The sequence below is a fragment of the Psychrobacter sp. LFX-11D genome (assembly GCF_904846475.1).
Lineage (GTDB): Bacteria > Pseudomonadota > Gammaproteobacteria > Pseudomonadales > Moraxellaceae > Psychrobacter > Psychrobacter cryohalolentis.
On the sequence record NZ_CAJHAV010000007.1, the window covers coordinates 18438 to 32629 of the forward strand.

At 43.2% G+C, this 14192-nt stretch carries 13 protein-coding genes; 7 read left to right on the forward strand and 6 right to left on the reverse strand.

The features are described 5' to 3' along the window. Positions 1-24: 24 nt before the first annotated feature. The 4 genes from cysG to JMX75_RS06715 all read right to left on the reverse strand — a co-directional run bounded on the left by cysG (position 25) and on the right by JMX75_RS06715 (position 4832). The gene (cysG, locus tag JMX75_RS06700; RefSeq protein ID WP_201531645.1) at positions 25-1596 is read right to left on the reverse strand and encodes a siroheme synthase CysG; all 1572 of its coding nucleotides are present in this window, start codon (positions 1594-1596) and stop codon (positions 25-27) included. Between the two features lie 240 nt (positions 1597-1836). Next, entirely contained in the window at positions 1837-2475 is a 639-nt protein-coding gene (locus tag JMX75_RS06705) for a phosphoadenosine phosphosulfate reductase family protein (protein WP_201531647.1), read from the reverse strand. 82 nt (positions 2476-2557) lie between these two features. Beyond that, positions 2558-3154: a DUF934 domain-containing protein gene (locus JMX75_RS06710; RefSeq protein ID WP_201531649.1), complete on the reverse strand. Its 597-nt coding sequence runs from the start codon at positions 3152-3154 to the stop codon at positions 2558-2560. Further along, positions 3147-4832 (reverse strand): nitrite/sulfite reductase, encoded by a 1686-nt coding sequence (locus JMX75_RS06715; RefSeq protein WP_201531651.1) that lies wholly within the window; start codon positions 4830-4832, stop codon positions 3147-3149. The genes JMX75_RS06710 and JMX75_RS06715 overlap by 8 nt, the downstream gene beginning before the upstream one ends. Before the next feature lie 361 nt (positions 4833-5193). On the opposite strand from JMX75_RS06715, the gene sat reads away from it, so the two are divergent. Then, positions 5194-6447 carry a sulfate adenylyltransferase gene (sat, locus tag JMX75_RS06720; protein ID WP_201531653.1) on the forward strand — a complete coding sequence of 418 codons (1254 nt, stop codon included), beginning with the start codon at positions 5194-5196 and terminating at the stop codon, positions 6445-6447. A 95-nt stretch (positions 6448-6542) separates the two neighbouring features. Here sat and JMX75_RS06725 read toward each other — a convergent pair whose 3' ends face one another. Then, positions 6543-7061: a hypothetical protein gene (locus tag JMX75_RS06725; RefSeq protein ID WP_201531655.1), complete on the reverse strand. Its 519-nt coding sequence runs from the start codon at positions 7059-7061 to the stop codon at positions 6543-6545. 582 nt (positions 7062-7643) lie between these two features. On the opposite strand from JMX75_RS06725, the gene JMX75_RS06730 reads away from it, so the two are divergent. The 5 genes from JMX75_RS06730 (at position 7644) to JMX75_RS06750 (ending at position 13085) form a co-directional block, all read left to right on the forward strand. Then, the gene (locus tag JMX75_RS06730; protein WP_041772259.1) at positions 7644-8813 is read left to right on the forward strand and encodes a sulfate ABC transporter substrate-binding protein; all 1170 of its coding nucleotides are present in this window, start codon (positions 7644-7646) and stop codon (positions 8811-8813) included. Between the two features lie 286 nt (positions 8814-9099). Then, on the forward strand, positions 9100-10197 hold the full coding sequence (locus JMX75_RS06735) for a sulfate ABC transporter substrate-binding protein (RefSeq protein ID WP_201531657.1): 1098 nt from the start codon (positions 9100-9102) through the stop codon (positions 10195-10197). 266 nt (positions 10198-10463) lie between these two features. Further along, positions 10464-11348 carry a sulfate ABC transporter permease subunit CysT gene (cysT, locus tag JMX75_RS06740; RefSeq protein WP_011513720.1) on the forward strand — a complete coding sequence of 295 codons (885 nt, stop codon included), beginning with the start codon at positions 10464-10466 and terminating at the stop codon, positions 11346-11348. Continuing rightward, positions 11348-12280, forward strand: a complete 933-nt coding sequence (cysW, locus tag JMX75_RS06745) for a sulfate ABC transporter permease subunit CysW (RefSeq protein WP_201531658.1) — start codon at positions 11348-11350, stop codon at positions 12278-12280. The genes cysT and cysW overlap by 1 nt, the downstream gene beginning before the upstream one ends. Before the next feature lie 82 nt (positions 12281-12362). Beyond that, positions 12363-13085, forward strand: coding sequence for a sulfate/molybdate ABC transporter ATP-binding protein (locus JMX75_RS06750; RefSeq protein ID WP_011513718.1), 723 nt, complete (start codon positions 12363-12365; stop codon positions 13083-13085). Positions 13086-13202: 117 nt separating this feature from the next. Here the strand turns inward: JMX75_RS06750 and JMX75_RS06755 are convergent, their stop codons facing one another. Continuing rightward, positions 13203-13526: an ArsR/SmtB family transcription factor gene (locus JMX75_RS06755; RefSeq protein WP_133104660.1), complete on the reverse strand. Its 324-nt coding sequence runs from the start codon at positions 13524-13526 to the stop codon at positions 13203-13205. Between the two features lie 288 nt (positions 13527-13814). Between JMX75_RS06755 and JMX75_RS06760 the strand changes: the two genes are divergently transcribed. Further along, positions 13815-14006: a bacterioferritin-associated ferredoxin gene (locus tag JMX75_RS06760; protein ID WP_201531660.1), complete on the forward strand. Its 192-nt coding sequence runs from the start codon at positions 13815-13817 to the stop codon at positions 14004-14006. Positions 14007-14192 lie beyond the last annotated feature (186 nt).

The following is a 14192-nucleotide window of genomic DNA, read 5'->3' on the forward strand; positions in this document are numbered from 1 at the left end:
AAAAAGGGGCTTTTAGGGCGCTTTCTAATCAATCACTAACTGCTCAAGACCACCATCTTCTGTTGCCAAATTAGCAATCATAGATAGCGCATGCGCTTGTTGGTTAGGATTTGGTTTTGGTGTTGTAGCAGTACCGCCTCGTAACCAGTTATTATCGTTTTCTGAGGTCTTTTTATTATTATACCAAGCCAAATCATGATGTAAGCTTACGACATCACCCATGATGAGTAGAGCAGGCGTATGTAGTTGATGTTGTGCTTGTAATTCAACGATACTTGCAAGTGTACCCGTTAATACTTGCTGATTGGGCATACTGGCGTTAGAGACGATGGCAATCGGGGTCTTTGCGCTACGCCCAGCGTCAATCAAACCTTCCGTCAAGCGCGGTAGCGAATGCAGACCCATATAGAATACGACTGTTTCATCAGTATTCAAAAAACTTTTGAAGTTATTATTAGGCGAGCCTGCCTTTAAAAACCCTGTCACAAAACGTACTGACTGCGAATGGTCACGATGGGTCAGCGGAATACCAGCATAGCTAGCAGCGGCATTGGCAGCGGTAATGCCTGGCACTACTTGATACGGAACATTGTGAGAGCGCAAACTTTCAATCTCTTCACCGCCACGCCCAAAGATAAACGGGTCACCGCCTTTTAAACGCACCACACGCCGACCTTCTTTTGCGCTATTAACCAATAGCTCATTGATGCCCAATTGTGCAACGGCATGATTACTGCGTTTCTTGCCCACAAATACTTTATCGGCATCGCGGCGGCACAAATCCAATACTTGCGGTGATACCAGCGCATCATAATAGACGATATCTGCTTGCTGCATCAGACGCAGTGCTTTAAAGGTGAGTAGCTCTGGGTCACCGGGACCGGCACCAACGATATAGACTTCGCCCATCGTATTTTGGGCTTCTGTTGATTCATCTGTAGCATTTTTTGCAGTGATATTTGCCGCTGTGTTATCCAGATCAGTTTGCAATTGGGCAATGGCTTCGTTTTCATTACCGGAAAACATCAATTGACTGACTTTACCTTCAAATACTCGCTCCCAAAACTGCCGACGCCCAGTCAATGTTGGAATTTTGGCTTTAACGTCACCACGAAACTCGCCAGCCAGCTTGGCAAGCTTACCATAGCCTTGCGGAATCAAGGTCTCAAGGCGTGCCCGCAGCAAACGTGCCAGCACCGGTGCTTTACCGTTGGACGAGATACCAATGACGATGGGATTGCGATCAACAATAGCTGGGAAGATAAAATCGCATAAATGCGGCGTATCGACGACGTTTACCGGAATGTTGAGTTCAGTGGCATCAGTATGGATTTGGTGATTAAGCATCTCATCATCAGTCGCCGCGATAATAACGCGCGAATCTGTCATATAGGTTTTATTATAATTCTCATAAATCAGCGCGTGCTTACTCTCACTGAGCAAGGCTTGTATCTCATGGCTAATGCTTGGCGCAAGGACAGTGATACACGCGCCAGCACGGCTCAGCAAATCAGCTTTGCGTAATGCCACATCACCGCCGCCAACAATCAGTACTTTACGATCTTCTAATTTAAAAAATAGGGGAAAGGTATTCATAGTATGACCAGTCATTCAATTGAATATATACTACTATTATGAGTTATCAGTTGCGCAGGCTCACGTAATGTATTGGCATTAGTATATTCGTTTTTGAGATATTAAAAGTAGTTTTTGTTGAGAAAGGGAATAGCAATATAAAATCATGATACTGAAAAAATCCCGCTTAACTCGGTATAAACCGGTTAAGCGGGATTTTTATCCATTGTATTCATTAAATCATAATTCTGTATTTAGCAATTACAACTGTGTATGCAAGCCACACTCGCGATGCTCTTCTACCTTAGTCGGATCGAAGTAATCAAACTCATTAGGTAGGTTATGTTCTTCAAGATACACGTCTAGCTCAGCATCTGTCTTATCAAACAACGGTGCGACTTTTAACACGCCGTCTTTAGACAAGCTCAGGACATCAAGACCTTGACGGAATTCGGTTTGATCTTTACGAATAGCATTGAACCAAACATCAGGTTTTAGCTCATCTAAAGCGCGGCGGAATGGCTCAAGCTTCACTTGATCGGTGAACTCATCATGTAGTGGGTTATCAATACCAGGAATACCTTCCATTGTCACGTCACGATGGGCAGCAGTTTGCTTAGGAATATAGGTGATCACGTTTAAATTTAAATCACGGATGACTTTATTGGCAAACTGGTAAGTGGCGTCAGTGTTATAACCAGAATCTACCCATAGTACCGTGATATCAGGGCGCAGCGACGCAACCAAATGCAAAATCGCTGACTCGTAAGGACGGAAGTTAGTGGTAATAATCGGGTTTTTCGCTTGGCTTAATGCCCATTCTACGATTTGTTCTGGCGTTTGACCTTGCAAGTCTTGGTTGGCTTGATCGATATCTAGATTTGGGTGTAATTGACTCATGGTAGATTCCTTGATGAAAGTTCATGTAAAAATGATTTGAGTGAAAAGTAACTAATATAAGTGCTTATGATTTATTCTAAAACTAAGTGCCTGCAAACATCGGTAATGCGCTAGCATCGCGTCCATCGTAACTGCTGGCAAGCGCATTAAATGCTTGACTGATATCAGAGATAGATTTCATATCATGCTCACTGAGCACAAAGCTATCTGCACCCGCGCGTAAAAGGTAAGCAATTTGGTCACGGCCAAACTTGCCAGCCATACGAATCTCGCCCTGATAGCCTATTTGACGCAGGGTTTGCGCATAACTAAAACCGCGTCCGTCGGTAAAGGCTGGTACATGGATCACAATCAAATCTTGTTGTAATAAAAACTCTGACAAACCAACCAATGTATCGGTGTCATTATCTGACGTAACCCAAACGCCAACACGGCTGGCATGTTCAGTCAATAGCTCGTTCAGCTGCTGTAATAGCCCGCCAGCAAGCTTGCCTTCAGCATTCAATAAATCAGTGAGCGGCAATACGATATCGAATTTTTCTTGTTTATGTAATAGCTCAAGCAGCGATATATGGCTAAGAGCAATGCCATCTGGTAGCTCATCGGTATTAAGCGCCAACCACGTATCACTTTGACCGATATCAATACCTTTGCTGTTTAACACATGATGATTACCCATAGACCTTCTCCTTAAAAGGTGCCACGCCAACGCGATTGACCAAGTCACTAAAAGCTTCTACGTCGTTCTCATTGCTCACGCGCTGCTCTAAATAGACATCCAGTATTTTTTGTAGGGTAATCGCCACATCTTCGGCTGGTACTGCTTTACCCAATATTTTACCGACTTTGGCATCGTTACTAGAGTTACCGCCAAGGCTGATTTGATACCAATGCTCACCCTTTTTATCGACACCAAGAATACCGATATCACCCGTATGATGATGCGCACAAGCATTCATGCAGCCAGACATATTGAGGCGAATCTCACCCAAGTCATAAAGGTAGTCGAGATCATCAAATTGCTTTTCGATTTGTTCAGCGATATTGTGAGTTGTGGCATTGGCGAGTGAGCAGTAGTCCCAACCTGGGCAAACAATCATATCTGTTAATGTGTTTATGTTGGCACGTGCTAAATGCAGATCCGCCAACTGTTCCCATAGCTCATATAGTTGATTGGTTTGCACATCAGAGAATACGAGATTTTGCTGATAAGTACCGCGCAATTCACCAAAGCTATATTTGTCTGACAGATCCGCGAGAGCATCCATTTGTGATTCGCTGACATCACCAGATGGTACGTAGGTTCCGTCGACCAAACCTGCCTTTAGCGAAATGACGACAGCGCGATAGCCTGCTATTTTATGCGCAACTGTATTTTGGTTATACCAATCGGCAAAATCTTTATTCGCATTGAGTTGCTGTTGCAAGTCAGACTGTACTTGTAAGGCATCAAAACCAACATAATCAGGCTCACTAAAGAAGCCAATAGCAGTGTCAAAATTGGCATCGGTCAGCGTCAGTGGACCATCTTTGGTATGAGCTTCCCACTCAGCATCGACCAATTTCGCAAAGGCAGGACCGCCCATGCTCTCGACCAATATTTTGATACGCGCTTTGTATTTATTATCGCGGCGACCATGCAGGTTATAAACGCGCAAAATAGCGTCTAGATAGCTAAGCAAATGCTGACGTGGCAAGAATTCGTTAATTACTTTACCAATCACTGGTGTACGGCCAAGACCGCCACCCACCAATACTTCAAAACCAAGCTCGCCTGCGTCATTGGTTTTTACATGCAATCCCACATCATGTACTTGCGTCGCCGCGCGGTCATTGGCAGTACCAACGACAGCAATCTTAAATTTACGCGGTAAAAAAGCAAATTCAGGATGAAAGGTAGACCACTGACGGATAATTTCGCAATAAGGACGTGGATCCGCAATCTCTTCTTGATGAATACCCGCATAAGGATCGGTAGTCGTGTTGCGAATACAGTTGCCCGACGTTTGAATGGCATGCATCTGTACCGATGCCAGCTCCGCCAATATGTCTGGCACATCTTCTAGCTTTGGCCAGTTTAGCTGGATATTGGTACGGGTCGTGAAGTGTCCGTAACCCTTATCGTATTTACGGGTAATCTCTGCCAATTTACGCAGTTGGTAGCTGGCTAGCAGGCCATATGGAATGGCGATACGCAACATTGGTGCATAGCGCTGAATATAAAGACCGTTTTGCAAACGCAGCGGTAAAAATTGCTCTTCTGGCAGCTCGCCTGCCAAAAACCGTTCGGTTTGGTCGCGAAACTGTGCGACTCGTTCTTCTACCAAGGTTTGGTCAGCGTAGTTATATTGATACATGACGTAATCTCAATTTTATTTTTAAACATAAAAGCTGCGACGAAAATGATTTGCGTGTGTATTCGATTTTATTGCCAGTCGCAAGGTAAACCATTCAGATTTACATCATATAAGCTTGCGTCTATAAACATAAATTCCTTTAAGACATATCTATATCCAAACACAGCATAAATTTTCATAACGAAAATTAGGTAGCCTATGCTTATCGAATTCAATACCTGATTTTAATGAGCAGTTTTTAATCATTTAATAAATAGCTTTAACGTACTGCCATTATCCCTTTATTCGCCCAATTGCTTCTCTACGACTTTTATCTACAGTTACTCATCTTTCTCTCATCTCTTAAGGCTGTAAAATTACTATGACATCTATCACCCATAATCAAACACCCTCAAAACTTGTTCCTCCGCACGGTAGTACTGAGCTTAAGCCGTTACTATTGAATGGTGAGGCTCGCAACCAAGCATTAAAACTTGCTAGTACTTTGCCAACCATTACGCTCAGCTCACGTGAGCGCGGTGATTTGATTATGTTTGGTATTGGCGGTTTTACGCCGTTAAATGGTTTTATGAATCAAGCCGATTGGCAGGGCGTGGTTGATAATATGCACCTGCAAAGTGGTGATAATGCTGGCTTGTTTTGGCCGATTCCTATTACTTTATCAGCACCGAAAGCGACAGCGGACAGCTTAAATACAGGTGATAAAGTCGCATTGGTGGCGCAAGATGGCGAGATTATGGGCATCTTGACGGTAGAAGAAACCTATACCATCGATAAAGGCCATGAGTGCCAGCAAGTATTTACCACCACAGATCCAGAGCATCCTGGCGTACAGCAAGTACTGGAGCAAGGTGAAGTCAACATTGCAGGTAGCGTTGAAGTCCTAAGCGAAGGCGAGTTTCCAACCTTATATCCTGAGATTTATAAAACACCAGCTGAAACCCGCGCAATTTTGGACAATAAAGGCTGGCAAACGGTCGCGGCGTTCCAAACCCGTAATCCCATGCACCGCTCACACGAATATCTTGCCAAGATTGCCATCGAGATTTGTGACGGCGTATTGATTCACTCATTATTAGGCGCATTGAAGCCCGGTGATATCCCAGCAGACATCCGTCAAGAAGCGATCAAAACTTTGATTGATAATTACTTTAGACAAGACACTGTGATCCAAGCCGGTTATCCGCTTGATATGCGTTATGCCGGACCGCGTGAAGCATTATTACATGCCGTATTCCGCCAAAACTACGGCTGTAGCCATTTGATCGTTGGTCGTGACCATGCCGGTGTTGGTGATTATTATGGTGCCTTTGATGCGCAAACCATCTTTGACCACGTCGGTAAAGATGATTTGATTACCCAACCGTTAAAGATTGGTTGGACGTTTTGGTGTAATGCTTGTAATGCCATGGCGTCAGACAAAACCTGCCCGCATGAAGCGTCTGAACATGTCAAAGTATCAGGAACCAAACTACGCAAAGCACTCTCAGAAGACCTTGATGTACCAGAGAACTTTAGCCGTCCAGAAGTGTTGCAGATTTTGCGTGATTATTATGCTGGTATCGCTTTTGATGAGCGTGCTGAGGTTAAATTGGTCGGGGCTTCTGCGGTATAGAAATTTATATCAAATGTGAACTATTAACAATAAAAAAGGGTCAGATGATAAGTCTGACCCTTTTTTTGTTATTTGAAGTTTTGAACATCTCGTGGTTAGCTGAGCTCTAAATCACCAGCCAACTTTTGATAGTCACCAACCAATGTGCCACCGCCAGAGCAAAAGTAGTTAAGCGCGTATTTATCTTGGCTATCAATAGTCAATTTATCATCTTTAAATTGAAAAAAAGCCGTACTGTCATTAACCTTGCTCTGAAAAATAATGCCGTGTGCATCATCTTGACCCATCAATGTTGCTTTGCCATCAAAATAGCAGGTCGGTTTTTTGATATCGCTGCGCGCACGTACCTTAATGTCAATCTGCTTATCACCTTCTGCTTTGACCATCACGCCTACCCAGTCATCGCCTTGCGTACGCTTAGCATAACCCTCAGAAGCATAGTCACCAACGATGACTTTTACGGCAGGCGAGAGTGTCGCTGCGGGTTGCGTAACGCTGTGATTATCCACATTGGCTTTTATAGTGTTATTACAACCACTCAAAGCAAGCAGCGCTGCACTCGTTAAAGAAAGAGCAGCAAAAAAACGCGAGTAACAAGAGAAAGAAGTAATCATTAAGTTGCCTTGGGTAAGTGAGTAAGTGATAAAAATGGCTTTGCAAAATGGCTATTTTTGATTGAATTAAACAGTTTTAGGTAGCAGTCGTTTATTTGCAGCGATTATAGTTGATCCACTTTTAAAAGAGTACGGAACTACTGGGGTTCATTATTCGCAGCCTCTGTCTGCGTAGGCACAGCAAGCAAGAAAAATTAACCCCAGTAGTGATTGATAATATTTGTATTTCTTTTATTAAGGACTGACTATACAGCGCCAGCGAGAATACAGCTTACACAAATATTCGTCTACTGGGCAAACAATACCATCACTTACGTAAAAGCGACGGCTTATCTTTATATTCCAAAAGCAGCTCCTAAAAATATCCATTATAGAATAACTCATAATAGCGCTACTAATCATCGTGCTTATGCCAAGTTCACCACTCGATAAGCGTATTCGTCACTAAGCGTTTGTTATCTATGCTGCTAGCATATCTCTCATCAACAAAAAAACCAATGTATCTCCCAAAATTCTTACCATCACTGCCTTTGTTATCCTTATTTATAGAATTATAAAATAGTAAGGTCCACAAGTGGCAGCATGACATTATCGAGAGCGTCTATGCAAACGACCAATATAGCCAAGAATCAGCCTTTGCGTCATACCTCAATGACTGATAATCAAGTGATTCAAAATAAAGCACCACGTACCTTGATAATGGGTGGTGTGCTGACAATGGCGGTATTCATGACGGGCTGTAGCCCTACTGAATCTAAGCAAAGTGAGACCCAAAACGGCGCCCAAAAATCAGCAGCGCCGTCACAAGATATTGATTTGTTGAATGTCTCTTACGATGTCTCACGCGATTTTTATAAAGACTATAATACCTTATTTGCCAAAGGCTACCAAAAAGAGCATCCCAATAGCAAAGTACATATCAATCAGTCACATGGTGGCTCGAGTAAGCAAGCCCTGTCGGTTGCTAATGGTCTACAAGCGGATGTGGTGACCTTTAACCAAGAAAGCGATATGAATCTATTGGTTGAAAAAGGCTTGGTTGCTGCTGACTGGCAGAAAGCGCTACCAAACGGCGCGGTCCCTTATACTAGTACCATGGTTCTATTGGTGCGCAGCGGCAATCCAAAGGGTATTAAAGACTGGCAAGATTTGGCACGTAGTGACGTAGCTATAGTAATACCAAATCCGAAAACCAGTGGTACGGCGCGTTATGCCTTTTTAGGTGCCTACGGTTACGGTCTGCATCATTTTAAAGAAACTGTCGAAACCTCTACCAAAACAGATACCTTTATCAAACAACTTTTGGCAAACGTCGTCACTTATGACAATGGCGCACGTGCAGCAACGACCAGCTTTACCCAACGCGGTCTGGGGGATGTGCTTATCACGACCGAAAATGAAGCGCATTTGGCCGCCAAGCAATTTGCCAAAGGGCAAGTCGATATCGTCTATCCAAGTTATTCAGTGTTGATTGCCAATCCTGTTGCAGTGGTGAATGCGGTGACTGACAAAGCGGGCAAAACAGAAGCGGCAAACACCTATCTAAAGAGTTTATGGGACACGCCAGCTCAAGAACTGATGGCACAGATGTACATGCGTCCTAGTAATGAGCAAGTACTTGCCGCCCATAAAGGTACTTTGCTTGATATTGAGACTTTTGAGCCAGTCAGTGTCTTTGGTCCTTGGACACAGATTATGGAGACGTTTTTTGTTGATGGCGGGCGTTTTGATAAGCTGGCAAGCGTGCAGTAAAGGTAACCACAAAGGTAATCAAGTTGTTCAGTTATAAGCCATTTGATTCAGACATTCATGCTTAGATGAAAGGCTGAATTAAATGGCTAAATTATTGGCGGATAGCCAATGATCATTAAAAATATTTAACCTATGCATTACTGATAAATTTAAGTTATTGATAATCTTATATTTCTCATTTCTTTATTCCATTTTGGCAATAACATACACATATTCATCATTAAACATAATAAGATAGCGCTGTTAGCATACTTACATTACTTATCAGACATTTTTTGAGGCAGCCATGACATCATATACCGCAGGTTATAAAAATAAGACACTTAGCGCCCTAAGTATCGCCGGTGTGGCGCTCACTTTAGGCGTTGCAGGCTGTAGCAACAACGAAAAAACTGAGCCAGCTGCCAATGCAGAGGGCACGCCAGCAGCGACAGAAGGGCAGGACATCGAAATATTGAACGTCTCCTACGATGTCGCCCGTGATTTTTATAAAGACTACAATCCATTATTTGTTGATCATTACAAAAGCGAGCACCCAAACAGCAATATTCTTATCAAGCAGTCGCATGGTGGTTCGAGTAAACAAGCCCTGTCGGTCGCTAATGGTCTACAAGCCGATGTCGCAACCATGAACCAAGGCTCTGATATTGAGCTGCTTGAGAAAAAAGGCTTGGTTGAGTCAGATTGGGAAAGCAAATTCCCAGACAATGCCGTACCTTTTACCAGCACCATCGTCTTCTTAGTGCGCAAAGACAATCCAAAAGGCATCAATGATTGGGCAGATTTGACCAAAGAGGGTGTTGAGATTGTCATGGCAAACCCAAAAGTGACGGGTAACGGTCGCTATGCCTTCTTAGGTGCTTATGGTTATGGCTTACATGCTTTTAATAAAGATGAAGCACAAGCGGAAAAATACGTCAAAGACATGCTAAAAAACGTCAAAGTCTATGAAAGTGGCGGACGTGCGGCGACTACGACATTTGTACAGCGTGGTATCGGCGATGTCTTGGTAACGTTTGAGAACGAAGCCAACCTTGCAGCAAAAGATTTTGGCGTCGGTCAAGTCGATATTGTTTATCCAAAATACTCAATCAAATCTGAAAGCCCAGTTGCTATCGTAAAAACCGTCACTGATAAAAAAGGCACCACAGATGCCGCCGAAGCTTATCTTGATTTCTTATGGAGCGATGCAGCCCAGCAATTGGCAGCTGATCTATACTTGCGCCCAAGTGTGAAGAGTGTTCTTGATAAAAACAGTGATAAATTGCCACCTATCGACACCTTCCGTCCGAATGATGCATTTGGCACATGGGATGAGATCATGAGCACCTATTTCAGTGATGGTGGTTTGTTTGATAAGTTAGCGGTTAATGCACCTCAGTAACACCAGTAGTACTGTCAGTAACCGACGATAAAAGCCGTTACTTATTCAAGGATTTATTTGAGTATAGCGACTGCATTATTTGACTATTAATCAGTAACGCACGACATCATGAAATTATGTCAATCTCATAAAGGACATGGCCGTCAACGCTATGTCCTTTATACCATGAGCATATTCATCATCTCTTTTTATCATACTTTTTTCTCCATATCGATACGATAGAGTGCTTACGATAAGTACCATCAGCTAGGCAATAGGACACTATTATGAGTGCAACAACACCTTCTACCATCAAACCCGTGCCGAAAAAAGGCTGGTTAACACGCTTGCGTCAGCGCAATGTGCTACCAGGGTTTGGGCTAAGTATGGGTATCACTGTCTTTAGTTTGTCACTGTTGGTAGTACTGCCGTTTGCCATGATGGCCTATACCACAACACAAATGGGCTGGACGGGATTTTGGGAGACTATTAGCCAACCACAAGTTACGGCGGCGATCAAACTCAGCTTATGGATGTCATTTTTGGCGATGCTAACCAATATGGTGTTTGGCACACTGGTCGCATGGGTGCTCGTACGCTATGAATTTTGGGGCAAATCCTTGATAAATGCCTTGGTGGATTTACCCTTTGCACTACCGACAGCGGTCACGGGTATCTCTCTTGCGACTTTGTATGCACCCAATGGTCTTATCGGGCAATGGTTTGCCAAGTTTGATATTCAAGTGGCATTTACACCGATTGGTATTTGGTTGGCTTTAGTGGTCGTCAGTTTTCCCTTTATTGTTCGTGCTGTACAGCCCGTACTTGCGGAGTTATCGGTTGAGTTCGAAGAGGCGTCTGCGGTATTGGGTGCCAATCGCTTGACGACATTTCGCAAGGTAATTTTACCAGAGCTGTTGCCTGCGTTACTGATGGGTGCTGGCATGATGTTTGCCCGTGCGACCGGCGAGTATGGCTCGGTTATTTTTATCGCAGGTAATATTCCAATGCAGTCTGAGATTTTGCCATTAATCATTATCAGTAAGCTTGAGCAGTTTGATGTTCAAGGCGCGTCAGCCGTTGCATTATTTATGCTGCTTATCTCCTTTGTGATTTTATTGACCATTAACATCGTACAGTGGAAGCTGTCGCGCCGTGTAGGAGCTCGCTAATGCAAATCTCTAATAGCTACGACTACCAAAGCAACCCAGCAACCAAAGATACGCCATGGGTACGCCTCACCTTTATTATCATTGCGGTTTTATTCATGGTTATTATGTTGGTAGTGCCGCTGCTAGCTGTGTTTTATGAAGCTTTTAAGGGTGGCTGGGAATTATATATTGCCTCTCTCGTTGATCCTGAAGCCTTGCAGGCGATTAGGCTAACCTTGATTACTGCGGCAATTGTCTTACCGATTAATATGGTGATGGGTATTGCCATTGCGTGGCTAGTAACCCGTTATCATTTCAAAGGTAAGCAGTTGGTGACGACGTTGCTTGATTTACCATTCTCAGTGTCTCCCGTTGTAGCCGGTTTGATGTTTGTTCTGTTATTTGGACTTAATTCTACGATTGGTGGCTGGCTTGAGAGCATGGGTTTTCAGGTAATTTATGCCGTACCCGGTATTATTTTAGCAACGTTATTTGTCACCTTTCCTTTTGTGGCGCGTGAGTTAATACCGCTGATGCAAACGCAGGGCGATAGTGAAGAGCAGGCAGCATTAACGTTAGGCGCGACGGGTTGGCAAACGTTTTGGCATGTGACACTGCCCAATATCAAATGGGCGCTGCTATATGGTTTGATTTTGACCAATGCACGGGCGATGGGGGAGTTTGGTGCGGTGAGTGTGGTCTCAGGTCATATCCGCGGAGAAACCAACACTATGCCGCTACTGGTTGAGATTGCCTATAATGACTATAACTTTACCGCCGCCTTTGCCTTATCGAGCTTACTTGCCGCGCTTGCTTTGGTCACGTTACTTATTCAGCAAATCATGACCAAGCTACAAGATCACAAATTTGCCAAGTCCGAACGTTTGATAAGTGCGCCTGAACTGCCAGTCAGTGCTAATGATACTGTTACAGAATCGGCAGGCAAATCATAACGGTTTATAGAAGCCACTATTGCTATACGCCATACTATTGAAACTATCTGCTACGATAAAAGAAATAATAAGAGACACTATTATGAGCATCGAGATTCGTAACGTTAATAAAAAATTTGGTAACTTCACTGCCTTAGATGATATCAATATCACAGTACCTACCGGCAAATTAACGACTTTATTAGGTCCTTCAGGCTGCGGTAAAACCACTTTGCTGCGTATCATTGCCGGTCTTGAGTATGCAGACTCTGGGCAGATATTATTTGATGAGCTAGACGTCACCAATACACCGGTACAAAAGCGCCACATTGGTTTTATGTTTCAGCACTATGCGTTATTTCGACATAAAAATGTTGCTGACAATGTAGGCTTTGGTCTGACATTACTACCAAAAAACGAGCGCCCCAGTAAAGCGGATATTGATAAGCGCGTGGCTGAGCTATTAGATTTGGTACAGCTGCCACAAGTGGCAAACGCTTACCCGCATCAGCTATCAGGCGGTCAGCGGCAGCGTATTGCGCTGGCTCGTGCACTCGCAGTTAAGCCAAAACTACTGCTATTAGATGAGCCATTTGGGGCGCTGGATGCCAAGGTGCGTAAAGAGCTGCGAACTTGGCTAAAAGACATACATCATGAGCTTGGTATCACCAGCATCATGGTGACTCATGACCAAGAAGAGGCAAGGGCAGTATCTGATGAAATTGTCGTGATGAATCACGGTCGTGTCGAGCAAGTAGGCACCTCAGAGGCGCTGATTCATCATCCAGCCAATGCCTTTGTCAGTGATTTCTTAGACTTGGTTTAACGTTCAATCAAGAGTGCTAGCGATAGCGCATAAAAAAAGACCTTATCATGAGGTCTTTTTTTATGCGGCTAATATAAACCACAGTTACTTAAGCAAAATTTTCACTGCCCATTAGCATTAGGCTAGTTTTAGCATGGCTTTTTCTTTGATTGATATCTGCTTATAGGTAGTGTCCAAGATGTCTTGACACCATTCTGGCAAGTCATTTGCGACCTCGTACCACATCCAAGTTCCATCACGAACACAATTTAGGATGCCCAGTTTTTTTAAGTGGTTGAGATGACGCGATATCGTTGGCTGTGGTTGATCAAGTATCTCTACTAACTCACCGACGCAGCGTGATTCTTTATTATATAGGATTTGGAAAATCTTCAAGCGCGTAGGGTCAGATAATACTTTAAACAACTCAAGTGGTTGTATCATAGAATTATTATTAGACATGGGTCAGTTCCAATGTATATTTAGTTAATAGGAGGACAATATAACAGCAGTTATCCTTAAAATCGATTAAAAAATGAGCAAATTTACAGTTCGTCGCCATTTTACTACCTTTGATACCGTCGGTTTACATGGATTACTATATTCAGTTACATGGATTGATTAAGATCAACATAACCATAAATCTGTCATTAACCTGACTGAAAAAGTCACCAAACACTATTGTAAATGCTAATAATTATCGTTATTATAGCGAATAACACGTTAGTCAATCACAGTAGGAACCCATTTATGTACGTCTGTATCTGTAATGATGTCAAAGAAAAGCAAATAAAAGCTGCTATCGCGTCTGGTATCGATACGTTAGATGGCTTAAAAGATACGTTAGATGTCGCCACCTGCTGCGGCTGCTGTGAGCCTATGGTAAATGATTATCTAGAGGAGCATCATGCTAAGCTCGAAGTATTGTCTTATGCTGTTTAAGCGCTAAATACTTATAAGGCTTTACGCTCTAACTTGTGCATCCTAATCGTGTATAAGCCTTGATAAAACAGGATTATATTCACTATTATGCATTTATTATTTTAGCATTATACCTAAAGAGTAGGTTGCAAGCGTCCATATAACTCCACTGATACTCCACATCAAAACTAGATCTAGCTACTTCTA